We start from the raw sequence: 23844 nt of genomic DNA on the forward strand, positions 1-23844 counted from the left end.
CCCCACAAAGTGTCACGCGAGCAATCAAGTCTTTCTAAAGTGCCAACCCGCCACTTCAAGTGAGTAAAACCGAAAGTTAATACTATTCACCTCGTCAGTACCAAACTACAAGTTGCCACTCTTCCCTTCTCGCCACTCCAAATTTTCAAAAACCAGCCATAAAATTATTTTCCTATGAAATTGGATACTTATAGGACGAATTTAATGGTGTGGAGACTTTTGGATAGATTGCCCACCGCGTAAAGATCAAAAAAAAGACACAAAGATCAAAAATCAACCATTAAAATAGCCAAATCATAGACTTTACAAGCCCCCCAGTAGTTCCATATTTTCAAGTAATGCATTAAAGTCAGGTCTGACAGCTTTTAACTATTATCATAAAAAGCACTATAAGTACCTTAAGTATAAGAAGGTTCCAATATGATCAAGACCAAACTGAGCATTGCCATCGCTGCTCTGAGCACGCTCGCCAGTACTGGCGTTTTTGCCCAGGAATCCTCTGCTGGCGCAGAGGTGGAAGAGGTAATTGTTACCGGTTCACGTATCGCTCGTGACCCACTATCCACTACAGGTCCAATTACCCTAGTTGACTCAGAGACCATTGCGCGCTCTGGCGTTGGCACCATTGATGAGCTGCTAAACCAACTGCCATCCATGGGTACTACCGGTATCAACTCCAATGACAACAATGGCGGTGCCGGTTTGTCCTTTGTTGAGCTGCGCAACCTAGGCTCTGCCCGGACATTGGTTTTGGTCAACGGCCGTCGTTTCGTATCCTCAAGCTCTGGCGTCAGCTCTGCGGTGGATATGAACAATATTCCCGTGGACATGATTGATCGTATTGAGGTTCTGACGGACGGCGCTTCCGCCGTATACGGATCTGATGCGGTTGCCGGTGTTATCAACATCGTGATGAAAGACTCCTTTGAGGGAGTACGCATCAACGCCCGTGCCGGCGCAACCGAAGCAGGCGGTGGTGAAAATGGCGAGATTTCAATTACCTTCGGGGGAGAGAGCGAACGCGGTAAATTTATTGCGAATATCAGCCACACCAAACGTGACGAAATTACATACAACGACCGCGACTGGGCACAGCTTTATAGCTCTATGTCCCCCACCGGTAATATCTTTACTAACTACGGTTCCTTCAGTGTTGCCGACGACGGAGAGTCTCTTACCGATTACTCGTCCTATGACATCGGCCAATATATGTGGCTCTCCGGCGCCATGGAGCGTACCAGCCTGACAGCAAACGGTAGCTACTATGTCACTGACGACATTGAGCTTTACGGTGAGGGTTCCTATACAGTAAAAACTACCAGTCAGCAGCTGGCTGCACAGCCCATGTACGGCGGCAACGGTCTTAATCTGACCTCTGACAATCTCTCAGATGAGGTTGCCGCCCAACTGGAAGATGCTTGGCAAGAAGCCGAAGATTCATATCAGATTGAGCTGGCTGCTTATGAAGCCGCCTTGGCTGAGTGGGAATCACAAGGCAGTCCAGACGGTCTGGAACCAAGCGCACCCGATGCTTCTCATGGCGAAAACTGGCAGGATGGCATCAGCGATATCCGTTTACGTCCAGTTGCCGGGGGCACCCGCGATTATGAGCAGAAAACTGAAACCTTCCGGATCCTAGGTGGTGCTCGCGGCGAATTTGCTAACGGCTTCAACTGGGATACCTTTCTGAGCTACGGGCGAAATGAAGGTGAAAATACAATCGGAAACTCCTATAACAAAACATTGCTGCAGGAAGTTATCGATGGTGAGAGTTCTATTGCTGACGAAGATATTTCATTCCTTGGAGGTATGAGTGATGAGGTTATGGACTACGTCAGCTACACAGACCGCGAAGACAATGAATACGAGTTGGTAAACTTTGGCGCCAGCTTGGCAGGCGACATTGATGCCATACAACTGCCTGGCGGCCCTCTCGGCTTTGCTGCCGGTGTTGAGTATCGTAAAGAATCCGGTGAATTTAATCCTAGTGAAGAAACTCAAAGTGGTGATACTTTCGGCAACCAGCAGGATGCCACCTCCGGTGACTACTCAGTTACTGAGCTGTTTACCGAGTTTAACCTGCCGATTCTGGCCGGTGTTAAATACGCTGAAGAACTGTCCATGGACCTCGCTCTACGCTACTCCGATTTCGACACGTTCGGAGGCCAGAGTACGGGTAAGCTAGGTATCGTTTACGCTCCAACAGAGAACTTCCGTTTCCGCACCAGCTACTCAACCTCCTTCCGCGCACCAGGCATTTATGAACTTTACAGTGGCTCCTCCCAGAGCTATGAGTACTTGCTGGACCCCTGTGATACCAGCAGTTCCAATGAAAACGGCCAAGGTACCAACTGTAGCGAAGTCAGCTCCAGCTTTACTCAAGCAGGCTCCCAAATTGCTACCAATGTCGGCGGCAATGAGGACCTGGAAGCAGAAGAGGCTCGGACATTCACCGCTGGTGTTGTTTGGACCCCATCCTTTGTTGAAGATCTGTCCATCACCGTGGACTATTACGATGTCGAAATCACTAATGCTATCGACAGTGCAGACTTGCAGCAGATACTGGACGACTGTTACCGGGATGGTATCGCTGACGCTTGCGCTTTAGTTGAGCGTGGTGACAGCGGGCAAATTACTTACTTGGAAGGCTCACTGCTGAACATTGGTGAAATCAGAACCAAAGGTATTGATCTCGATATTGTGCAGAACCTCTACTACGATACGGGCAAGCTCGCACTGCGCGCGCAGGCTACCCGTCTGCTCGAGTATGAGATTTACAACACTGAAACAGAGCAGACCTCCGATTACCTGGATTACGTAGGTACTAACAGCAGTGTCTACGTGAAATGGCGAGGCCTTGCCAGCGCTACTTGGTATGCAGACAGCTGGGACTTCGGTGTAGATGTACAATACTTGAGCGATGGCAAAAGCCCCTATGTCGACGTACCTTCTCATACCTACTTAAACTTGAAGGCGGGTTGGGATGTTAACGACAAAATGCGTGTCAGCGCAGGTATTGACAATGTTGCCGACCGTGAGCCCTCTTATACTTCTGATTGGTACGATGTGAACAGCAGCTATGACTATCAGGGACGTTACGCTTGGGCTGGAGTAACTTACCAATTTTAGCTTAGGTATCCAGAGACTAGATGAAAAAGGGTGCCCAGAGGCACCCTTTTTCATAAGTAAGAAATTGCTAAATTTGTATCCCTTAAAATTATCCCTCACGGTTCAGTAAGAGATTCAATTTTTTGCCTGTAACTATTCTTTGCCTCCAAGCTACTTACCAGTGAAAATGCCTTCTTAAAGCTCACTCTCGAGGCCTCCATGTCAGCGAGCTTATATTGTGTTAAACCCAACAAAAAATGAAAACGATGGTCATTATCATTGGCCCGCAACGCTCGATTCAAACGCTTCTCTGCTAGTTTAAAGTCTTCATCCTCGTATGCCTGCCGGGCTTGGTAATAGAGGTAATAAGGATTGCGTTGACGGTGATACCGCACGTATGCGGCATAGGTATCAGCCAATGCTTCTCTTTCAGTGCCTCGATAGAGCCACTCTAAATTGCTACTAGCCACAAGATTATCCGGCTTCAAGTGCAGCGCTTGGAGGTAGCTTTGCTCAGCCTCGTAGTTATGATTAAAGCGACTGTAGAGTGCACCCAGATTTGACCAGAAGTCACTTCTCTCAGGACGTAGCTCTATCGCTTTACGCAAATATAAAAAAGCCTGCTTCTCTTCCCCTTCCCGCATCAGCTCAACACCACGATTGCTGTAGTAGAGGGCAAACGCTGTTACATCGTCCAGCTTTGTTTGCTGGTAGACTGGGTCATACACCGCCAGATTCAGGTCGACAACACGTCGCCCCTGAGGGCGCCCGGATACCATATTTACATGGCGATAAATGACAAAAGTCTCCGCTTCCTCCTGGCTCCAAACTGGCGGAACATCCACCTCGTTAAAGTATGCCTCCGCTCCCAATTCCCTGGCCATAGCGACCATCATCAGAGTAAAGGTTAAGCAATTTCCCCGTTGCTGGTGGTAGGCATCCCTGGCAGAGAGCGTGCTATTGGCATCGTACTCAAAAAGTAGCTGCTGTTGACGCAAAGCATCTATGAGTGACTGCAGGCGGCTATCGGGCTCTTCTTCTGGGGCAATGGTTTCCAGGTATACCTCAATCTCAGCATCTAGCGCCAATAGAGCCCTATCAGGTAACTCATCAGTAGAGATTGGCCGGCTGAAAATCACCTGTCCATTCAAGACAGATTTAGTATCTGCACTTTCCAAATTGTGCTTTGGAAGCTGAGAACAGCCACAAATAGCCAGGACTAGGGCGGTAGCGAAGAGACCCTTCACGGTTATTTTCCCCTCAAAACTAAGAATGTAACAGGATTTAACTCTAATTTACCGACTAACAAAGTACCCTGTTACCATTTGAGAAAATCAAACCACTACGATTCGCCTGTTAAATAGACAGCTGGTAAACTCTGCCTGTTGTACCGGAAACTCTGGAAGCAAAGCTTGACGGCCCGGCCCCCTAAGTCGTTGCTAGCTGAGGCTCCCCAATAACTATTACAGACAGAGGAACCTCTATGTCTTCTAATGTCGCGGACGCTACTACGGCGGCGGCCACTTCTGGCTCGGGCGAATTGCTTGGGCACCCCAAAGGCCTTTACATTTGTTTTGCCACAGAAATGTGGGAACGCTTTTCATTCTATGGGATGAAGTACTTGCTTCTGCTTTATCTCACAAAGTACCACCTGTTCACTGATAGTGCTGGCTACGATGTTCTCGGCGCCTACGCCGGCCTTGTTTACGCCCTCCCCTTGATCGGTGGCCTACTTGCTGACCGCTACCTCGGTATGCGCAAAGCGGTACTGTTCGGCGGAGCGCTACTTTGCCTAGGGCACTTGCTTATGGCCGTAGAAGGGCATCAAGCAATCTCCTATGCTGCCGGCTCTGTTTTGAGTGAAGCGATTACGCTGAACAACGGTACGGTAATCGCTGCCGGTACCACTCTGAGCGAAAACGTTATTATCCAAGACGTTGTCGCTCTCAAAGTATTCTTTATGGCTTTGGCCTTGATCACCGTGGGGGTAGGCTTTCTCAAACCCAACATTTCCACCATTGTGGGTCAGCTATATCCGAAGAATGATTCCCGTCGCGATGCCGGCTTCACCATTTTCTATATGGGCATTAACGTAGGTTCCTTTATCGCCACTCTGCTATGTGGCTGGCTTGGGGAAACCTATGGATGGGGCTATGGCTTCGGTCTCGCCGGTATCGGCATGATTTTAGGTCTTATTACCTTCATTTGGGGACAGAAGTATCTGGATGGTCTGGCAGAGCCCAGCCGCCCAGAGGTACTCAAAGAAAAAGCCCTCGGCCCCATCAACAAGGAGTGGGCGGTATACCTGGGCGCCATCCTGTCACTGGGTGCAGTATGGTACCTTGTACAAAGTGAACCCGCCGTTCACCTGGCACAGAACAGCCTCCTCATCGTCGCTATTGTTGGCCTAATTTTGTTCTCAATGCTCTACAAAGACGAGAAGAACAAGGACATACTCGCCATTGCTATAGCCGGTGTAACAGCGGCTTTGGGCCTCGTATGGGCATTTAGCGGTAACGATATTTGGCTGGGGACAATGCTGCTCTCCCTTGTTGGATTTATTGGTTATGGCTTTATTCGCCACTATAGCGAGGAGTTCTCCCGCACCGTCGTACTGATGGTTCTGATTACCTCCACCATCGTATTTTGGGCCCTGTTCGAGCAGTCCGCCGGCTCAATGACCCTTTATGCGGACCGTGTATTGGACCGCTCCATAGGCGATGGCGAAGTTCGCGCCTCCATGTTTGGGTCTCTTAACGCCGGCTTTATTATGCTGCTAGCCATCCCCTTTGCATCCTTGTGGGTTTGGCTTGGTAAGCGCGGCTGGGAACCCAGCACGCCAGTGAAGTTTGGCCTGGGCATTATCCAAGCTGGATTGGGCTTTGGCGCGCTGGTTCTAGGAGCTACATTCCCGACCGAGGCTGGAAAAGTCGCCATGATTTGGCTGGTGCTGGCCTACCTGCTGCACACTTCCGGTGAATTGTGCTTATCCCCTGTTGGCCTGTCTGCAGTTACCAAACTGTCTATCGGCAAGGTCGTGAGTGTTAGCATGGGTACTTGGTTCCTTGCTACCGCCCTATCTGAAACCGTCGCCACTCGTATTGGCAAGATGGCAGCGGTTCCTCAGGATGGCGCCACAGATCTGGCTTCAACCCTGACGACCTACACCAGTCTGTACGAATACCTGATGTGGTGGGGTCTTGGCGCCGGTGCACTGATGATCATTATCTCCCCGCTCCTGAAGAAAGGTATGCGCGGTATCCGCTAATTTTAGCACTCCGCCAAATACCAAAAAGGCCACTGCAATGCAGTGGCCTTTTCTATTCTTGGGGCTCCTATGAGCTTTCAGCTGGAGCCTTTAAGGTCGCCGTGAGCAAACTAAATTGCACTCTTTAAATCAGTCCTTTTAACAATCCCAAATTTGTCCAAATAAAGCGTACCCCAATTACGAACAGCAAAACGGCAAAACAGTGCTTAAGCATTTTGGGCGAGAGCCGATGGGCCAGATTGGCACCGAAACGGGCAAAAAAAGTACTGGTAATCACGATACCGATAAAGGCCGGCCAATAAACATAACCACTGCTCCATTCTGGTAAAAGCTTATTATTCCAACCTTGGAAGCCAAAACTCAGTGCACCCGCAATCGCAATAGGAAGGCCGCAGGCCGCTGAAGTCGCTACAGCTCGCTGCATCTGAACGCGACACCAGGACAAAAAAGGCACCGTTAGTGAGCCTCCTCCGATACCAAAAATAGCCGAGGCCCAGCCTATCAACCCACCTGCGGAGACCAGTAACGGCACACTCGGCAACTTTCCCACCCCTTCTGCCTGTTGATTATGCCGGGCACCACTGAGCCACATTCGTACGGCAATCACGATAGCAAAAACACCTAACAGTAGTTGCAACCAGGCACCAGGTAATAGCTCTGCAGTAGCACCGCCTATCCAGGAACCGATTAGAACCCCAGGAGCCATAATTCCAAAGAGCTTCCAATTCACGGCACCTTTTTTATTATGGGCGCGCACTGAACTTATGGAAGTGATAATAATGGTTGCCAGGGAGGTTCCCACTGCCATATGGGTAAGGATTTCTGGGGATACCCCCATAGCGGTAAACACGAGGACCAACGCAGGAACAATAATCAGCCCGCCACCGACACCAAATAACCCCGCAATAGTTCCTGCGGCTGCGCCCACCAGTAAATAAATCAACAGCGTTTCCATATATCCCTCAATTAAAAGCAACCACGGCTGGCGCTAATTTTTAGCGCCAGCCGCATTTAATCAGATATAAGTTGGGGATAAAAATCGGAGTTAGCGGCGGCTTTCAACCGTTAGCCAATCAAATCCATCTTGCTGACATGCAAAAATACAGCTTTGCACACACTCGGCAACTTCACCCAAGGCCTCTTTGGCCAGGGCAAGACTGTTATTTTTTTCACTGATATGGGCCACAACCAAGTGTTGCAGCTGCTCATAGCCGACTCTCTGTAGAAACCCGGCTGCCTGCTGGTTGCTCAAATGGCCATAGGCTCCACCAACCCGCCTTTTTAATGAGGGCGGATAAGGCCCTTGTGCCAACATCTGCGGGTCGTGATTAGCCTCTAAAACCAGCGCATCACAATCGCCAAAATGCGTTTCAACATGCGGGGTAATCGTTCCGAGATCGGTGAGTAATCCCAAGCTGCGACCGCGGCTACGAAATACAAATTGGGCCGATTCTCGGGCATCGTGGGGAACTGCAACCGGGGTTACCTCAATATCTGCAACGACAAAAGGCTGATGCCCCTCGATCAGGTGCAGCTCGGGTAACTTACCGATATCCCGAGCTTTAAGGGTGCCGGGAGTCAGGTAAACCGGTAAACCATATCTTCGAGCAAGTGGCCCAACGCCAGAGAGGTGGTCACTGTGTTCGTGGGTTACCAGGACTGCTGAGATATCCGCCGGTGACATCTCCAAGCGCGCCATGCGACGCTCGGTTTCCTTGATAGTAAAACCGCAATCCACCAAAAGACAGTGGTCGCCACTGGCGACCACTGTTCCATTACCTTTGCTGCCGCTTCCCAGGGAAGCGAAGCGCAAACCCATTAAATCAGGTTCTGCTGAATAGAGAGAAGTAACTGAGATGCTTCGTTTTTGGATAAAGGCTGTCCGCGGGTATCACGGATACGCACCTCAATTTCATCATCACTACCACCGCGAATAACGATCAGGTAACCGGGGTAAGCTTCGCTTGCCGTAGCGTCAATGCCCAGCCCTTTAATTTCTTTGAACAGCGCGGGCTCGGCACCTTTGGACAGGTCAATACCGGCGAGAATCTGCTGCAGGCTTACCTGATCGGCAGTCTCCGCCAACTCATCTTCATCGCTATTACCCCCCCAGAAGAACCAACCTCCATCATCATCTTCCCCATCAGAAGAGAGCTCCCGCTCTTCATCGTAGGTGACGTAGAAGAGACCAATGTCGGAGTCTTCACGGTGCAGGCGATAACCACCAGAATTAACCGCATGGGCGACGGTTGCCCAGGCTCGCTCCATTTCCAGGCCCATAGCGATATAAGGCTCATGACCAGCAGGCTCACGAAGCTGCACTTTCAAAGAACTATTGCCGATTGCTTGAGCAACCAGGGAGGCTGTAGAAGCGGCAGCTTCAGAAGCCAGGGCTGTGGACATCTCATCAATCATCCAGCCCTCTCGCTCAGGGCTGGAGGAGCGTTGCGGCCAGTTCACACTGCCACCAACCGGGGCAGATGAAGACACAGATAGATGTCGCACATGAACCTCTGTGGTATCAGGCTGCACGCCAGTTTCTACCTGCAGGCGATACTTGTCTTTGCTGTCAGGGCTTTCGTTAAACGACATCCAAGCCGTTTCCATAATACCGGCGCTGGCATCTGACATTTCTACGCGCAAACCGGAAGCACGCAAAAATTGGTGTAACTGGGGCCAAACCTCTTCTGGGGGCTGGGAAACCAGCACCCAGCGGTTGCCACCAAGTTTTTGGATTTTTACTCTATCCAGGCCGGCATTCACTGAGATCGCTTGGGGGCGCGGCACTTCAAAATTACCTTGGGCCAGCTGCTCTCCGGCAATTTGAGGAACCTCGTAGAGTTCCTCCTGATGCTTCGCATTCACGCCCTCTGGCATCCTTAGCGGGGGAAGGCTATCGGCATGCTGATAGTCATTACTGCGATCGCGAAAATAGCCATCGTTACCGAGCACACCGCACCCAGCCAGTGTAATACTGGAAATAAAGAGCCCGGCTCCAAGGGTCAGTTTTTTCATTAAAGCTATCCTGGTTAATTCTCAGTTCGCGGATTTAGAGTACACCGGCGCTACGCAAAGCTTCGCGCACTGTCCCGTGGTGTTCAGGGGATAAACTCGTCAATGGCAGACGTATTCCGCCGTCTACACGCCCCATTTCCCGGAGAGCCCACTTCACCGGTATCGGGTTGGACTCCAAAAACAGCACTTTGTGCAATATTTGTATTCTCTGGTCAATTGCCCGGGCAGTCACAGCGTCTCCGGCCAGCGCCGCCTCACACATCTGGGCCACCGCTGCCGGTGCCACATTGGCGGTCACGCTGATATTCCCGTGCCCCCCCATCAACATAAGTTCAACTGCAGTAAAATCATCACCGGAGTAAACAGCAAAACCTTCCGGCAGAGTATCTATTAAAACCTTGGCCCGTTCCAAGTCACCGGTTGCTTCCTTAATTCCAACAATATTGCCAACCGTCGCGAGGCGCTGCACGGTCTCAGGCCGCATATCAACAGCTGTGCGTCCCGGCACGTTGTAGAGAATCTGCGGGATAGAGACACCCTTGGCAATAGAACGATAGTGTTGGTAAAGACCTTCCTGGGTGGGTTTATTGTAATAGGGAGTGACTAGTAAGCAGGCATCCGCTCCGCACCTGGCAGCATTCTCAGTGAGTTCAATCGCTTCAGAGGTAGAGTTGGCGCCGGTTCCAGCTATCACTGGCACCCTACCAGCCACCTGATCCACAACACGACGGATGACCTCGATATGCTCGTTGACATCGAGGGTCGCGGATTCACCGGTAGTGCCCACGGCAACCAGAGCGCGGGTGCCCTGCTCAATATGCCACTCAACAAGGTTGTGCAGACTGTCCCAGTCCAGGCTTCCATCTGCATACATTGGTGTGGCCAGAGCCACCATACTGCCGGTTAACATCCTAACTCCTTATATTTCGTGCTCCACCCGGAATAGCACCGCCAGAGTCAGACCCATATGTTACTCAGGGCCCGGTATCTATGCCAGTGCGACTATTTCTCCACCCTCTTGCGCTTCTTTTTCTTTTTGCGCACACCTTCATAAACATTTTCAGCGCCTTCTGGGCGGGTCTTAAAACGGCGATGTACCCACATATATTGTTCCGGGGCCTCGCGAATACGGGCTTCAATAAACTGATTGACCAAAATAGCATCTTGCAGCTCATCCCCCGATGGAATTTGCTCTATTGGTTCGTACACTTTCAGGCGATAGCCTGAGCAGTCATCCAGTCGAGTCACCAGATAGGGGACCACTTTGGCCCTCCCCACTCGGGCAAATCTTGAAGTTCCGGTCACTGTCGCAGCCGGGACACCAAAAAACGGGGCAAAAACCCCCTGCTTGATGCCGTAGTCTTGGTCGGGAGCATACCAGACTGCACGCCCCCGCTGCAGGGCTCGCAATACTCCGCGCACATCTTTGCGCTGATAGACAGTGCCCCCTCCAGTATGACGTTCGCGGCCCTTGCGCTGCATATAGTCGTAAACCGGGTTTTTATGGGGCCGGTACATGCCATCCAAAGTGATACTCATTCCCATCATAGCGGCACCGAGTTCCAGGGTGGTGAAGTGCATCGCCATCAGCAGAACACCTTGTCCCTCAGCCTGAAGAGCCCGCACAGCCTCCAGCCCCTCGAAGGTAAAACGCTTGTGAAGCCAGCGCGCGGAACGGAACCAGGCCATGCCTGTTTCCATAATCGCGATACCGTTGGACTCAAAATTGCGTCGCAGTAAATCTGCACGATCATCCTTTCCCAGTTCAGGGAAACATTGCGCCAAGTTGCGCTCAGCGATGGTGCGGCGACTGGTTGCAAGCCTGAGCATTAGCCGGCCAAATCCACGGCCCAGGCCCAATTGCCAACGATATGGCAATTGGGCGAGCAGAAACCAAAATGCAAACAGCAACCAGGTCAGCCAGTATCGAGGGTGCAGCAAAGCCGCGCGGAATCGGGGTTTATCCATCAGATATATTCAGGGTACGGCACCAATCTGCCATTTCAGTCGGTTGAAATAGGCGTAGTATACCCTAATGACGAGGGGGCGAGCGCATGCCCACTAATGGGGGAGGTCATGGCGTCAGTGCCGCAATAGAGAATCCAGTTCATCCACGGCAACACACCAGTCAGAATCATCGAGAATGGCACTTTCAATAAACTCCCGCTGGCCGTCACTCCAAAAAGAAGCTGCGGAAAGTTTCTCGTGGCGGTACAGAAAGTGGGTTACCAAAAATTCATGAATCTGCGCATCTTCAGAAGCCAGACCCAACTGGGAAAATAGGTCCTTGAGAGTATGGTGTCCGGTCGTTTCCATAATAAGTCCCACTATATTTTCCCAATTAGTCCGGTTTTTCGAGGCCCTTGCTCCAATTATAGATAGGCTGGCACGCACTCTTAAAGGTTGTTGAAAAAAGCCGCTGGGGGGCCTTTTTCAACCCGGGCCTACAGCCCATATTCGTATAACTGCTTGGTCTGTGGTGAGTTAAGGGGCGGGGTTGGGATTCTGTTGATGAATCGACTCAATCGCTGCCAGCTGCTCATCATCCAGTTTAATCTCCACGCTCGAAATATTACTGCGCAGCTGCTCGATGGTTGTCGCGCCAATAATATTTGACGTAACAAATGGCTGCTGATTTACAAATGCGAGGGCCATTTGTGCAGGGTCAATACCATACTGACACGCCAGGTTTACATAAGCCTGAGTTGCGCTAGCGGAGCGTTCACTCGCATAGCGCTGAAAGCGCTCATAACGGGTAAGCCTGGCCCCCTCGGGTTTCTGCCCGCCTAAATACTTGCCTGACAGCACACCGAATGCGAGGGGTGAGTAGGCCAGCAAGCCGCATTTCTCACGAATGGCGACTTCAGCGCAACCGACATCAAAAGTCCTATTAAGCAGGCTGTAGGGGTTTTGAATTGAGGCAATTCGGGGTTTCCCGTAAACGACAGCTTCCTTCAAATACTCGAGCATTCCCCAGGGGGTTTCGTTGGAAATACCCACATGGCACACCTTGCCTTGCAAGACCAACTCCTCCAGGGCACCTAACGTCTCGGCGATAAGAACGCCATCGTCACTGCCGTGTGAATAACCTAATTGCCCAAAGAAATTCGTTTGCCTCTCTGGCCAATGTAACTGATAGAGGTCGATGTAGTCTGTTCGCAGGCGCCTTAAAGAATCGTCGCAAGCCTGCAGAATTTGCTCGCGCGTAAGACGCGGGCCCGAGCGAATATGGCCCACACCGGAGTTGGCTGCACTGCGACCGGTGACTTTGGTAGCGAGAACAACCTGATGGCGCGTCCCTCGCTGTGCTATCCAGCTCCCTATAAATTCCTCGGTCCGACCCTGGGTTTCCGGCCGTGGTGGCACCGGATACATCTCAGCACAGTCAATGAAATTGACTCCCTGCGCCAGTGCATAATCGAGCTGTTGGGCCGCTTCCGCTTCGCTATTTTGCTCGCCATAAGTCATGGTACCCAGACAAATCTGACTGACTTTAAGGTCACTAGTGCCGAGCTGGCGGTATTCCATTGAAATCATCCGTAAACCGAAAAATCAAATTATGCAGCTTTACTAGGAATAGTTGTAGGAGGCAGCTTAAGAGGGGGGGAAATGGGGCTCTCTAACGGAGCCCCACAAATATTTATTTAAACTTTGCTTCTACCAAGGGGGAGCTGTCGGCACTGTAATCGACACCCTTTACACCAAACCCAAACAACTTCAGGAAGTCCTCTTGGTAACCTTTGAAGTCAGTCAAGTCGAACAGGTTGTCGGCTGTCACTTGCGGCCACAACTCTTCAATTTTTGCTTGGGTTTCCGCGCGCAACTCTTTATCGTCCATGCGCATACGGCTGTCTTGATCCAGGCGGGGATCATCGGTGTATAGACCCTCGGTATAGAGACGATACAACTGTTCAATACAGCCTTCGTGAGTTCCCTCTTCCTTCATCACCTTGTAAACCAGGGAGATATACAGAGGCATCACAGGAATTGCTGAGCTGGATTGGGTGACCAACGCCTTCAGAACCGCGACACTGGCAGCGGCTTTGCCGCTATCGGTAATCGCTTTTGCAGCCCGATCCAAGTCTTCTTTAGCTTTGCCAATAGTGGCGTGGCCGTAAATCGGTTGGGTCAACTTTTCACCGATGTAGGTGTAAGACACCGTCTTGCAGTTGTCTGCCAGGACACCTGCCTCACTGAGAGCCTGCAGCCACAACTCCCAGTCTTCACCGCCCATAACCTTAACGGTGTTCGCAATCTCTTCATCGCTGGCAGGCTCCAGGGTGATATCGGAAATTTCCAGCTTGTCAGTATTCAAGTTCTTGGCAGTGTAAGACTTGCCAATAGGCTTGAGCACTGAGTTATGTAGCTCCCCACTCTTTGGATCTTTGCGACGTGGGGAAGCCAAACTGTAAATAACAAGATCTACTTGCCCAAGATCCTCTTTGATCATCTCAATAGCTTGGGCCTTGACTTCATCAGAAAAAGCATCGCCATTGATGCTTTTAGCATAAAGGCCCGCCTTCTGCGCTTCCTCTTCAAAAGCCGCAGAATTGTAGTAGCCTGCCGATGCACTACGTTTCTCAGTGGGCGGTTTCTCAAAGAACACCCCCAGGGTATCGGCGCCACAGCCAAAAGCAGCCGTAATTCGTGACGCCAGGCCGTAGCCTGTGGAAGCGCCGACCACCAGTACCCTTTTAGGCCCGTTTTCAATCGCTGACCGGTTCTGAATGTACTCAATCTGCTCACGTACATTGGCAGCACAGCCCTGCGGGTGGGCATTGGTACAAATAAAACCGCGTACTTTCGGCTGGATGATCATTCTTGCAGTCTCTCCCTTTGTATTTGGGGAATCGTGGTTACCTGAGCACAGATATTACGGGTAGCGCTCTGGAAAACTATGAACTGAAGCCCGGCATTGCGACGCCCGAGTCAGATTCGCGGGTCATTCTAATCCTTGTGGCCCGGGAGTCCCATAGCGGCATTTCTCACAAATTCCCTGTGGCGTCCAGAATATCTACTATCCCGGCCAAACTCGCCATAGTCCGCTCACTACCCGGAAGAAACGTCTACATTTTCTGACTTTCCTACACAGAAAGTGGGCCATCTTGATCAAGATTGCGCCAAATCAGTGCCTTGATAGGGCTAATTGACACATTTTTTTACGAAAATCCGGCATCTGCACTTTTTCTGGTTTGGCACGCTGTATGCAAGTCCCTTTGCAAGGAGACCACTTCGCCCAACGGCAAAGTAGTGGACGGCCCTTCGCCGCAACACAGCCGAACCACCAACGGTTCAAAAATTATTCAACCTGTAGCTACTTAGGAAGGTCAGTGTGAAATACTATTCCCGTTACTGTGTAAAACCCGGAGACCTCAACCCCGCTCAACGCCTCTTCGGCGGTCAGCTACTGTCGTGGATTGATGAGGAGGCGGCAATTTTTGCCGGCTGCCAGATGGGCACGCCGATGCTAGTCACCAAGTTAATGTCAGAAATCAACTTCGTCAGTTCCGCCAGCTGCGGGGATGTGGTGGAATTTGGATTCGAGGTTGTCGGTATCGGCCAAACCTCTTTAACAGTGCATTGCGAGGTCCGCAACAAGCAGACGCAGCAACTGATTGTGCAGGTGGATCAAATCGTATTTGTCGCTCTCGATGCAAACGGCAAGCCTACCCCCCATGACAAGGCCGGTATGTCCCTGGAGCAGGCTCGTATCATCACCCAACACGAGAGAGAACTACGCGAGCACAGGCTAGCCAGCTGACGTACCTTTTGTCGCCCCAAACTACGCATTGATGGCGGTATACTGGCGCTTTTGCGTTGGCCGCCATCAGCTATGTTTGAACTGCGTTATCACACTCCCAAAACCTGGGCACAAGTGGTGCTCAGTGACTTTGATCGATTCCTGCAAGATCATGCCGCTGCCGAAAAAAAAGCTTCTGCCATGGCCGTCTCCATGTTCTCCCACTACCCGGACAAGCCGCTACTGGTGGAAGCAATGATCAACCTGGCCCTGGAAGAAATGAACCACTTCCGCCAAGTGATCAAAATTATGCATGAACGCGGTATCTACCAGGCTCCGGATCACAAAGACTCCTATATCAACAATCTGCGTCAGTCGATTCGCCGCGGTCAGGAAGAGTACCTGATGGATCGCCTGCTCACCGCAGCCATTATTGAGGCTCGGGGTTGTGAGCGCTTTGGCCTGGTAGCAGACGCATTGCCATCGGGACCTCTAAAGATTTTTTACGAGCTAATCACCAGTAGCGAGGCCCGCCACCACGAGCTATTTGTGGAGCTGGCACTGGAGTATTTTTCCCACCGAGAGGTTGAGAAAAGGTTATCTCAATTACTCGATGAGGAGGCGCGAATTATTATAACTTTCCCCCACCGTGCGGCGTTGCACTAGCGTATGCAGCACATATAGTGCCGTACTACAGCCCAATTCCCTTCCATTCACAATGGTGTATCCTGGCGCCAATATACAGTTAACAGTTAGACGCAGAGGCACCGAATCTATGCCAGCTATTCTCCGCCGACACGGGTTCCGCCTATTATTGCTCACCCTGTTCACCCTGACCTGGGTCTGGTCAGTTTGGCATCCCTTGCATCCCGAGGACTGGCTGCTGGAGAATTATCTGGTTTTTGCTGCTATCCCAATGATTCTGTTCAGTCTGCGCGCTTTTCCTCTATCGAATATTTCCTATGCACTAATAACACTCTTCCTGTGCCTGCATGTAGTCGGATCTCATTACACCTATGCCGAGACACCTTTTGGCTACACACTGCAAATGTGGTTGGGTTCAGAACGGAATATGTATGACCGGTTGGTACACTTCAGTTTTGGCCTGTTGTTGGCTTATCCAGTTCGAGAAATCCTCATCCGCTTGGCAGGTTTACGCGGCTTTTGGGGCTATTTCTTTCCAATAGATGTCACTTTCGCGCTGTCTTCAATTTACGAAATTATCGAGTGGCAGGCCGCCAAAGCGGTCTCTCCAGAATTGGGAAGCGCCTTCCTCGGTTCACAGGGGGACATCTGGGACGCACAAAAAGATATGTTATTGGCGGGTGTCGGCTCTATTACCACCATGCTGGTAGTTTTCGCCCTGAACCTGTGGTTTAACTCCAACGCCTGGAAAGAAATCCGCAATAGCCTGCGTGTGCCCCCAGGCGACAAATCTCTGGGCGAAACCAGACTCCGCCAGTGGTGGCATCATCGACGCAGCAGCTGATAGCTACTTGGCCATAACGTGATTCAGCGGTAAGCGGGTAGTCTGCTTCATAGTTTCCATCACAAAACTGGAGCTGACATCAAATAGGTCGGCCTTGATCAGCGCCTTGTAGAGGCGGTCGTAGCCCGACATGTCAGTCACTACGGCTTTGATCAGGTAATCCAGGTCGCCACTCATACGGTGGACCTCAAGAATTTCCGCAATCCCCTGCGCCAGCTCGCTAAAGCGGCTAGCCCACTGGTCATTGTGCTGGTTGGTACGAATCGAGATATAGACTGTGAGGGGCAAGTTTAATTTTTGCTGGTTTAGCAAGGTCACTCTTTCACAAATCACCCCCTCCTCCTCAAGGCGATGAATACGTCGCCAACAAGCCGACTTGGACATACCCACCCGCTCTGCAATATCCCCCACCGAGAGCGTTGCGTCCCCCTGTAACAATTCGAGTATTTCCCTATCCTGCCTACTCAGTCCCCCCGCCATAAATAGCACCCATTCCCGTTGCCAATTTGACCGTACGGGTCAAAGTTTATTACGAAAAACAATCCAAATCGATCCATGCTTCCGAAAAAATATCATTTACCGGGATGTTGTGCCGAAAGTTTAGAGTGAATGGGCACAGATAGAGACATTGTTTCTCATTAGGAAAACTAGAGTAGTACCCACTACGCAGTGGAAGGGAACAATGACAGATTTAATAAAATATATCCGCGACTCAGTGATCGGCGACATGCAGCTGATTGATACACCTTTTGGCAGGCGTCCATTGATCTATGCCGATTACACCGCATCAGGACGAGCGCTGACCTTCATTGAGGACTCCATTCGCCAGCAGGTATTGCCCTTCTATGCCAATACCCACAGTGAAAGCTCATTTACCGGAGCACACACCAGTACCTTGCGTGAACAGGCCCGCGAGGAAATTCGCCGCGCGGTCAATGCCGGCACTGACCACAAAGTAATTTTCTGCGGCTCCGGAGCCACCGCGGCAATCAACAAGTTGATCGATATTCTTAACCTGCGCCTACCCGCAGACCTGACCGAACGCCACCGGTTATTGAAAGCAATCCCCAAACGTCAGCGACCTGTCGTCTTTATCGGTCCCTATGAGCACCACTCCAATGAATTGCCCTGGCGAGAAAGCATTGTAGAACTGATCACTATCCCGCTGGATGTAAATGGCGGAATCGATCTACGCATGCTTGAGATTGAACTGAAAGCCTATGCCGACAGGCCGCTGAAAATGGGCAGTTTTTCAGCGGCCTCAAATGTAACAGGTATCAAAACGGATGTAGCGGCAGTAACCGAACTGCTGAAAAAATACGATGCTATATCTTTTTGGGATTACGCTGCCGCAGCGCCCTATGTACCAATTAATATGCAGGGCACCACAGTGGCTGGAGGACACCATGGAAAGGATGCGGTATTTATCTCACCGCACAAATTCGTTGGTGGACCGGGTACGCCAGGCATTTTGGTGGTCCACAGGAGACTCCTACAGAACTCGGTACCCACCGCACCGGGAGGCGGCACGGTTTTATATGTCACCCCCAAGGATCATCGCTATCTCGAAGACGCCGAGCGCAGTGAGGAGGGCGGCACTCCAGCGATTGTCGAATCCATCCGAGCCGGTATGGTTTTCAAGTTGCAACAAGCGGTGGGGACCGAAAACATTGGCCGGCGCGAAGCAGACTATGTGGAACGGGCCCTGGAGCGATGGTCTTCGGAGAAAAATATTGAGATTCTCGGCAACACCCAATCACCACGACTTTCCATTGTCTCTCTGCGTATCAAGTGGAAAGGACGGGATTTGCACTACGGTTTTGTGGTTGCGCTACTCAATGACCTGTTCGGTATTCAAGCCCGCGGCGGCTGCTCATGTGCCGGTCCCTACGGGCACACTTTACTGGGCATCGATATGGCTTACAGCAGGGCGCTGGAACAACAGATTCTGAATGGGCACAAACTGTTGCGCCCAGGCTGGGTGCGACTCAACTTCAACTATTTTATCAGCGAAGCGGTATTTGAATACTTGCTGGAAGCAGTTGCTCTGGTTGCGCAGCAGGGTTGGAGGCTACTGCCATTTTACCATTTTGACCCGACCGCTGGAGTATGGCGTTATCAGGATAAAAAAATGGAACCCGCTTTCAGTATTCCCCAATGGGATTTCAGCAAGGTTCAATCTAAAGCAATAGACGGTCAATACCAGGCTTTACACCTTAAGGACTATTTGGAGATGGGAAAAAGGGAGTTGAGCCTGAGCAAACGCCAAGCTCATTTCTACGATTTAAAGTTATCAGAGGCCGCTGAGGAGCTGCGCTGGTTTGCCAGCCCCAGAGAGGCGGTGCTGGCACTCTGAGCCGTAGTTACCTCAACAAGAGCAGAGGTTGGCGGGTTTTCAATAGCATCTTTGCCGTGATACTGCCCATAAAGAGGTCTCGCAAACGGTTGTGACTAAAGGCCCCCATCACCGTCAGGTCTATCTGGTGCTCAGTCTGATATGCCACTAACGCCTCAACGGTATTCCCGGTGAGGTTAGTGGCGGTGACCACCATCCCAACCGCCTCCAACTTAGCACGGCCCTCCGCCAAGAGTTTTTCTGCTGCTTGCGCAGATCCCACATGTACCAGGTGACAGGACAGCTTGCGAAACAACGGGCTCTCAGCAACCAATGTCAGCGCCTTGCACGCGGCCTCACTGCCATCGTAAGCGAGCATAATCGTGCTGGGGGGCTGAAAGTCACGGTTGACCACCAGAATGGGCTTGTGCAACGACCGCACCACTATTTCCAGGTGAGCACCCAATCCGCGTTCGGAATCACCGTGTTCCTCACCGCGTATACCCAGTACCAGCGCACGAATTGAATCTTCCAGCTCTACGACCGATTCGTTAAGGGTATCGTGACGCTGACAAATCAAGATTTCCTGTACACCAGCACCTTCAGCGCGGCTGCGCGCAGCCTGTAGCATCAGTTTGCCCTGCTGCACCATCAACCGGGCCCGCTGTTGCTCCAGCGCCGTTAACTCCTCAAGCAGTTCCTCTTGACTACCCAAGCCAATACTGCCGGTAAAGTCCGTCACCGCTGGGACATCGCTGCGCTCAATATTGTGTAACAGCTTTAACGGCGCAGAGAGATTAACAGCCATCCAGGCAGCGTAATCACATACTGCCCCAGTGTACTGGGAGCCATCGATACAGGAGAGGACCAGAGATACGGCCTCTCCATTGTCTACACGCTTGTTGTTATTTTCACTGCTGCTTGCGGTCATCAATGTCCTCCAAGAACCCGTTCAATTTCCTCGGGCTTGTTGTGTACGCCGAACCGGTCGACAATCGTATCACTGGCTTCATTCAACCCGACTAACTCAACTTCCGCTCCCTCACGGCGAAACTTCAGCACAACCTTATCCAGGGCATTTACGGCAGAGACATCCCAGAAATGCGCACGGCTCAGATCAATTACTACCGTATCCACCACTTCTTTAAAGTCAAAGAACGCGGTGAATTTTTCGGCAGAATTGAAGAATACCTGCCCAATAACTGTGTAGATACGACGGCCCTGCGCTTCATCAAGCTTGCTTTTCACATACATAAAGTGACCGACTTTGTTGGCAAAGAACAACGCAGACAGCAGAACACCAACAAACACCCCTTTCGCCAGGTTATCCGTCCACACTACCACAATCACCGTCGCCAGCATTACCAGGTTGGTGGAGAGCGGGTAGCGTTTCAAATTACGAATAGAACTCCAGTCAAAAGTGCCGATGGAAACCATCACCATCACCGCCACTAACGCGGCCATCGGAATTATCGCAACCCAGTCACTCAGAAATACCACCAAGGTCAACAGACCAACACCCGCTACCAGGGTGGACAAGCGCCCGCGGCCACCGGACTTCACGTTAATAACAGACTGGCCAATCATCGCACAGCCCGCCATGCCGCCGAGAGTGCCCGCCGCAATATTGGCGATGCCCTGCCCCTTGCACTCGCGGTTCTTCTCGCTGGGTGTATCGGTAAGATCATCGACAATCGTCGCGGTCATCAAGGACTCCAGCAGTCCCACGACCGCAAGACTGACGGAATAGGGAAAGATAATCTTCAGGGTCTCAAAATTAAGCGGTACCTCCGGCCACAGGAAGATCGGCAGTGTATCCGGCAATTCACCTTTATCTCCCACAGTACGAATATCCAGCCCCATGGCCACGGCTACCGCCGTCAGCAAAAGAATGCACACCAGCGGTGAAGGAATTACCTTTCCGATAACGGGTATATATGGGAAGAGGTAAATAATCCCCAGGCCTGCGGCGGTCATGGCATAGACTTCCCAGGTGCCGCCAATCAACTCTGGCATTTGCGCCAGAAAAATCAAAATCGCCAGGGCATTGACAAAACCGGTCACCACAGCCCGCGAGACAAAACTCATCAGACTGCCCAGCTTTAAATAGCCGGCAATTATCTGCAACACCCCCGTGAACAATGTGGCCGCGAGCAGATATTCCAACCCGTGATCTTTTACCAGATCCACCATCAACAGTGCCATAGCACCAGTGGCTGCGGAGATCATACCCGGACGGCCACCGACAAAGGCAATGACCACGGCAATACAGAAAGAAGCATAGAGCCCGACTCTTGGGTCTACACCCGCAATAATAGAGAAGGAAATAGCTTCGGGGATTAGCGCCAGGGCCACTACCAGGCCGGCAAGTACGTCCCGACGTATATTGCCGAACCAGTCGGCTTTGGTCGATGAAAGCAGCGAAGGAAACATAGACAGCCAATAAATTGAGATTGATCAAAAAAAGGCCGCGCACTCTACCATAAACGGCGCTGCTCCCGCATGGTCGCCGCGATTCCATCTCCCCCAACGCCACCAATGACCGCCCTGCCCATCCTTGTCCGGATTCGGACAGGACGGACAGGACGGACAGGACGGACAGCGGACACTTTTTACGGACACCTATGAAAAACCACGAAAAAATAAAAAAACAGAAAAATCATTATTTTTCAATAGGTTACAACAAAATTAAGGTTTGGCACGCTATTTGCGATAACTATTTGCAAAGCTGCTTTTTCAGCTCTGCATCCAAATTTTAAAGACCCTGCATCCAACTCTTAAACGCAGGCAAAACAGTAAAAGAAACGGAAAGACACAATGATTAGAAATACTTCCAGACAAGATACCAAGATAGAAGCTGTACCCGTTTGGAAGAATAAAAAGGTCCTCAAAGCCTCAGTATTCGCAAGCCTGACTGTCGCCTTCCTGGCCTGGGGGGTCGGTGCTTGGCACAAAACTGGCTCAGTTGACAGCACCCTCTCTCTCTCCCGCATTAATATTGCTCAAGTTGAACGGGGAGATCTGATACGGGATCTGGTGGTTCAGGGGCAAGTTGTTGCTGCCAACAGTCCCACCCTGTTCAGCCCTGCCCAAGGCATTGTGAAGTTCGCCGTTAAAGCCGGCGATATCGTTGAGGAGGGGCAATTGCTGGCTGCGGTAGACAGCCCTGAATTATCCAACCAGCTTGCCCAGGAAAATGCCCAGCTCAACCAGCTGACCGTCAATCTGCAGCGACAAAAGATCCAGGCAAAACGCCAACAAATGGAAAATCGGCAAAAGGCTGACCTGGCCAAAGTCAACCTGACTGCTGCCAAGCGCGAGCTTAGACGCGCAGAGCTCTCCATGGAAAAGCAAATTATTTCCCGGTTGGATTTCGAAAAGACCAAAGACGATATGTCGAGGGCACAACTGGAATACGCGCAAGCGGTACAAAATGCAGAACTCGAAAAAGAATCCCTGTCTTTCGAAACCCGCAACCTAGAGCTTCAAGTCTCTCAGCAGAAACTGCAGGTACAAGAGAAAGAGCGCCGTGTGCGTGAACTGAATATCGTCTCGCCCGTTAAAGGTACTGTCGGCAGCCTGTCGGTGGCACAACGCAGTGCCGTCCCCGCCAATGCGCCCTTAATCACCGTCGTTGACCTCACCAGCTTTGAACTGGAAGCAAGAGTGCCGGAGAACTATGCCGATGACCTGGGCATCAGCATGGCCGTAGCGATCAACCTGGGCGGTAAAGAGCTGGCCGGAGAGATAACGGCGATCTCCCCTGAGGTCATCAATAGCCAAGTGGTCGCCCGCGTCCGCTTCACCAAAGAGCAACCGAAAAAGCTGCGACAAAACCTGCGCTTGACCGCCCGCATATTACTGGAGAACCGCAATAACGTGTTGCTGGTAAAACGCGGAGGCTTCCTCGATCAAAGTGGCGGTAACCATGTATTCCGCTTAAACAACGAACAACAGGCCGAGCGGGTGTCGATCCAGATAGGAGCCCTGGGCCTCAAACAGGTGGAAATTGTGTCCGGCCTACAAGAGGGGGACACAATTATTACCTCCTCTTCTGAAGAGCTGGAGAACGCCCAGCTGGTTGCCCTGACCGATTAAACCTGAAAAACAATTGCAAGCGGGCTCATCTAGTGCCCTGCGCAGCTACTCAATCAATAAATCCAAGTTAAAAAATAGGGAACGCCGCAATGTTGAAAATGAACAACGTCCGCAAAAGTTTTCGCACCGATACTATCGAAACTCACGCACTGCGCGATTTCAGCCTCGAAGTCAAAGAGGGTGAATTTGTTTCAGTCACCGGCCCCAGTGGTTCTGGTAAAACCACCTTTTTGAATATCGCCGGTCTACTTGAGCCCCCCACTGGCGGCGAGTACCTTCTCGATGGGGACGATGTCAGCAACCTCAATGACCGTCAGCGCTCCCACCTGCGCAACGAGAAAATCGGTTTTATTTTCCAGGGGTTTAATCTGATCCCCGATCTGACGCTGTTCGACAATATCGATGTACCGTTGCGCTACCGTGGCTTCAGTGCCAAAGAGCGTCGCAAGCGTATTGAAAAAGTACTGGAGCAGGTTGGTCTATCCGCCCGAGCCAAGCACCTGCCGGCGCAATTGTCCGGCGGTCAACAGCAGCGCATTGCTATCGCCCGTGCCCTGGCGGGTGAACCCCGTTTTCTGCTCGCCGATGAACCGACCGGTAATCTCGACTCCCTAATGGCACGCCAGGTTATGGAATTACTGGAATTTATCAATGAATGGGGGACGACCATCGTAATGGTTACTCACGACCCGGAGCTGGCCCGTCGCGCTCACCGAAATATTCAAATTGTGGATGGACAGGTCTGCGATTTACGCGCAGTCCCCGAACAGCCTGCTGCTGTTAGCGTCTAA

General features: G+C 51.4%; 20 protein-coding genes. 8 read left to right on the forward strand and 12 right to left on the reverse strand.

Annotated features, from left to right (window positions below; genetic code table 11):
* Positions 1 to 420: 420 nt before the first annotated feature.
* On the forward strand, positions 421 to 3129 hold the full coding sequence (locus MO867_RS04665) for a TonB-dependent receptor plug domain-containing protein (protein WP_252465073.1): 2709 nt from the start codon (positions 421 to 423) through the stop codon (positions 3127 to 3129).
* A gap of 95 nt (positions 3130 to 3224) precedes the next feature.
* Here the strand turns inward: MO867_RS04665 and MO867_RS04670 are convergent, their stop codons facing one another.
* The gene (locus MO867_RS04670) at positions 3225 to 4355 is read right to left on the reverse strand and encodes a transglutaminase-like domain-containing protein (RefSeq protein ID WP_252465074.1); all 1131 of its coding nucleotides are present in this window, start codon (positions 4353 to 4355) and stop codon (positions 3225 to 3227) included.
* A 236-nt stretch (positions 4356 to 4591) separates the two neighbouring features.
* Between MO867_RS04670 and MO867_RS04675 the strand changes: the two genes are divergently transcribed.
* Positions 4592 to 6376: a peptide MFS transporter gene (locus tag MO867_RS04675; RefSeq protein ID WP_252465075.1), complete on the forward strand. Its 1785-nt coding sequence runs from the start codon at positions 4592 to 4594 to the stop codon at positions 6374 to 6376.
* 124 nt (positions 6377 to 6500) lie between these two features.
* Here MO867_RS04675 and MO867_RS04680 read toward each other — a convergent pair whose 3' ends face one another.
* From MO867_RS04680 to fabV, 8 genes are all read right to left on the reverse strand, one after another.
* Positions 6501 to 7331, reverse strand: coding sequence for a sulfite exporter TauE/SafE family protein (locus MO867_RS04680; protein WP_252465076.1), 831 nt, complete (start codon positions 7329 to 7331; stop codon positions 6501 to 6503).
* A gap of 90 nt (positions 7332 to 7421) precedes the next feature.
* Positions 7422 to 8195 (reverse strand): MBL fold metallo-hydrolase, encoded by a 774-nt coding sequence (locus tag MO867_RS04685; RefSeq protein WP_252465077.1) that lies wholly within the window; start codon positions 8193 to 8195, stop codon positions 7422 to 7424.
* On the reverse strand, positions 8195 to 9391 hold the full coding sequence (locus MO867_RS04690; RefSeq protein WP_252465078.1) for an NlpB/DapX family lipoprotein: 1197 nt from the start codon (positions 9389 to 9391) through the stop codon (positions 8195 to 8197). Before MO867_RS04690 ends, MO867_RS04685 begins: the two co-directional genes overlap by 1 nt.
* A gap of 34 nt (positions 9392 to 9425) precedes the next feature.
* Entirely contained in the window at positions 9426 to 10301 is an 876-nt protein-coding gene (gene dapA, locus MO867_RS04695) for a 4-hydroxy-tetrahydrodipicolinate synthase (RefSeq protein WP_252465079.1), read from the reverse strand.
* Positions 10302 to 10393: 92 nt separating this feature from the next.
* Entirely contained in the window at positions 10394 to 11359 is a 966-nt protein-coding gene (lpxL, locus tag MO867_RS04700) for an LpxL/LpxP family Kdo(2)-lipid IV(A) lauroyl/palmitoleoyl acyltransferase (protein ID WP_252465080.1), read from the reverse strand.
* A 114-nt stretch (positions 11360 to 11473) separates the two neighbouring features.
* A complete protein-coding gene (locus MO867_RS04705) occupies positions 11474 to 11719 on the reverse strand; it encodes a DUF2789 family protein (protein ID WP_252465081.1) in 246 nt (81 codons plus the stop codon).
* A 156-nt stretch (positions 11720 to 11875) separates the two neighbouring features.
* Positions 11876 to 12919, reverse strand: a complete 1044-nt coding sequence (locus MO867_RS04710; RefSeq protein WP_252465082.1) for an NADP(H)-dependent aldo-keto reductase — start codon at positions 12917 to 12919, stop codon at positions 11876 to 11878.
* Between the two features lie 112 nt (positions 12920 to 13031).
* Positions 13032 to 14210 (reverse strand): enoyl-ACP reductase FabV, encoded by a 1179-nt coding sequence (gene fabV, locus MO867_RS04715; RefSeq protein WP_252465083.1) that lies wholly within the window; start codon positions 14208 to 14210, stop codon positions 13032 to 13034.
* Between the two features lie 513 nt (positions 14211 to 14723).
* On the opposite strand from fabV, the gene MO867_RS04720 reads away from it, so the two are divergent.
* From MO867_RS04720 to MO867_RS04730, 3 genes are all read left to right on the forward strand, one after another.
* Positions 14724 to 15152: an acyl-CoA thioesterase gene (locus tag MO867_RS04720; RefSeq protein WP_252465084.1), complete on the forward strand. Its 429-nt coding sequence runs from the start codon at positions 14724 to 14726 to the stop codon at positions 15150 to 15152.
* Between the two features lie 72 nt (positions 15153 to 15224).
* Positions 15225 to 15797: a tRNA-(ms[2]io[6]A)-hydroxylase gene (locus MO867_RS04725; RefSeq protein WP_252465085.1), complete on the forward strand. Its 573-nt coding sequence runs from the start codon at positions 15225 to 15227 to the stop codon at positions 15795 to 15797.
* A gap of 109 nt (positions 15798 to 15906) precedes the next feature.
* Entirely contained in the window at positions 15907 to 16620 is a 714-nt protein-coding gene (locus tag MO867_RS04730; RefSeq protein WP_252465086.1) for a DUF2238 domain-containing protein, read from the forward strand.
* Positions 16621 to 16623: 3 nt separating this feature from the next.
* On the opposite strand, the gene MO867_RS04735 is transcribed toward MO867_RS04730, so the two are convergent.
* On the reverse strand, positions 16624 to 17100 hold the full coding sequence (locus MO867_RS04735) for an Lrp/AsnC family transcriptional regulator (RefSeq protein ID WP_252465087.1): 477 nt from the start codon (positions 17098 to 17100) through the stop codon (positions 16624 to 16626).
* A gap of 202 nt (positions 17101 to 17302) precedes the next feature.
* On the opposite strand from MO867_RS04735, the gene MO867_RS04740 reads away from it, so the two are divergent.
* Complete coding sequence (locus MO867_RS04740) at positions 17303 to 18976, forward strand: aminotransferase class V-fold PLP-dependent enzyme (RefSeq protein WP_252465088.1); 1674 nt, start codon at positions 17303 to 17305, stop codon at positions 18974 to 18976.
* A gap of 7 nt (positions 18977 to 18983) precedes the next feature.
* Here MO867_RS04740 and MO867_RS04745 read toward each other — a convergent pair whose 3' ends face one another.
* Both MO867_RS04745 and MO867_RS04750 read right to left on the reverse strand, forming a co-directional pair.
* Positions 18984 to 19886, reverse strand: a complete 903-nt coding sequence (locus tag MO867_RS04745) for a universal stress protein (RefSeq protein WP_252465089.1) — start codon at positions 19884 to 19886, stop codon at positions 18984 to 18986.
* Positions 19886 to 21388, reverse strand: a complete 1503-nt coding sequence (locus MO867_RS04750; RefSeq protein WP_373565864.1) for a SulP family inorganic anion transporter — start codon at positions 21386 to 21388, stop codon at positions 19886 to 19888. Before MO867_RS04750 ends, MO867_RS04745 begins: the two co-directional genes overlap by 1 nt.
* A gap of 384 nt (positions 21389 to 21772) precedes the next feature.
* Here MO867_RS04750 and MO867_RS04755 point away from each other — a divergent pair, with 384 nt between their 5' ends.
* The gene (locus MO867_RS04755) at positions 21773 to 23053 is read left to right on the forward strand and encodes an efflux RND transporter periplasmic adaptor subunit (RefSeq protein ID WP_252465090.1); all 1281 of its coding nucleotides are present in this window, start codon (positions 21773 to 21775) and stop codon (positions 23051 to 23053) included.
* An 89-nt stretch (positions 23054 to 23142) separates the two neighbouring features.
* A complete protein-coding gene (locus MO867_RS04760) occupies positions 23143 to 23844 on the forward strand; it encodes an ABC transporter ATP-binding protein (RefSeq protein WP_252465091.1) in 702 nt (233 codons plus the stop codon).

Source organism: Microbulbifer okhotskensis (assembly GCF_023895975.1).
GTDB classification, from domain to species: Bacteria; Pseudomonadota; Gammaproteobacteria; order Pseudomonadales; family Cellvibrionaceae; genus Microbulbifer; species Microbulbifer okhotskensis.

What these genes read in the sequence shown, in the direction of transcription:
- MO867_RS04665 (WP_252465073.1), top strand. Translation starts at nt 421, where the DNA reads ATGATCAAGACCAAACTGAGCATTGCCATCGCTGCTCTGAGCACGCTC.
- MO867_RS04675 (WP_252465075.1), top strand. Translation starts at nt 4,592, where the DNA reads ATGTCTTCTAATGTCGCGGACGCTACTACGGCGGCGGCCACTTCTGGC.
- MO867_RS04680 (WP_252465076.1), bottom strand. Translation starts at nt 7,331, where the DNA reads ATGGAAACGCTGTTGATTTATTTACTGGTGGGCGCAGCCGCAGGAACT.
- MO867_RS04685 (WP_252465077.1), bottom strand. Translation starts at nt 8,195, where the DNA reads ATGGGTTTGCGCTTCGCTTCCCTGGGAAGCGGCAGCAAAGGTAATGGA.
- MO867_RS04690 (WP_252465078.1), bottom strand. Translation starts at nt 9,391, where the DNA reads ATGAAAAAACTGACCCTTGGAGCCGGGCTCTTTATTTCCAGTATTACA.
- dapA (WP_252465079.1), bottom strand. Translation starts at nt 10,301, where the DNA reads ATGTTAACCGGCAGTATGGTGGCTCTGGCCACACCAATGTATGCAGAT.
- lpxL (WP_252465080.1), bottom strand. Translation starts at nt 11,359, where the DNA reads ATGGATAAACCCCGATTCCGCGCGGCTTTGCTGCACCCTCGATACTGG.
- MO867_RS04710 (WP_252465082.1), bottom strand. Translation starts at nt 12,919, where the DNA reads ATGGAATACCGCCAGCTCGGCACTAGTGACCTTAAAGTCAGTCAGATT.
- fabV (WP_252465083.1), bottom strand. Translation starts at nt 14,210, where the DNA reads ATGATCATCCAGCCGAAAGTACGCGGTTTTATTTGTACCAATGCCCAC.
- MO867_RS04725 (WP_252465085.1), top strand. Translation starts at nt 15,225, where the DNA reads ATGTTTGAACTGCGTTATCACACTCCCAAAACCTGGGCACAAGTGGTG.
- MO867_RS04730 (WP_252465086.1), top strand. Translation starts at nt 15,907, where the DNA reads ATGCCAGCTATTCTCCGCCGACACGGGTTCCGCCTATTATTGCTCACC.
- MO867_RS04735 (WP_252465087.1), bottom strand. Translation starts at nt 17,100, where the DNA reads ATGGCGGGGGGACTGAGTAGGCAGGATAGGGAAATACTCGAATTGTTA.
- MO867_RS04740 (WP_252465088.1), top strand. Translation starts at nt 17,303, where the DNA reads ATGACAGATTTAATAAAATATATCCGCGACTCAGTGATCGGCGACATG.
- MO867_RS04745 (WP_252465089.1), bottom strand. Translation starts at nt 19,886, where the DNA reads ATGACCGCAAGCAGCAGTGAAAATAACAACAAGCGTGTAGACAATGGA.
- MO867_RS04750 (WP_373565864.1), bottom strand. Translation starts at nt 21,388, where the DNA reads ATGTTTCCTTCGCTGCTTTCATCGACCAAAGCCGACTGGTTCGGCAAT.
- MO867_RS04755 (WP_252465090.1), top strand. Translation starts at nt 21,773, where the DNA reads ATGATTAGAAATACTTCCAGACAAGATACCAAGATAGAAGCTGTACCC.
- MO867_RS04760 (WP_252465091.1), top strand. Translation starts at nt 23,143, where the DNA reads ATGTTGAAAATGAACAACGTCCGCAAAAGTTTTCGCACCGATACTATC.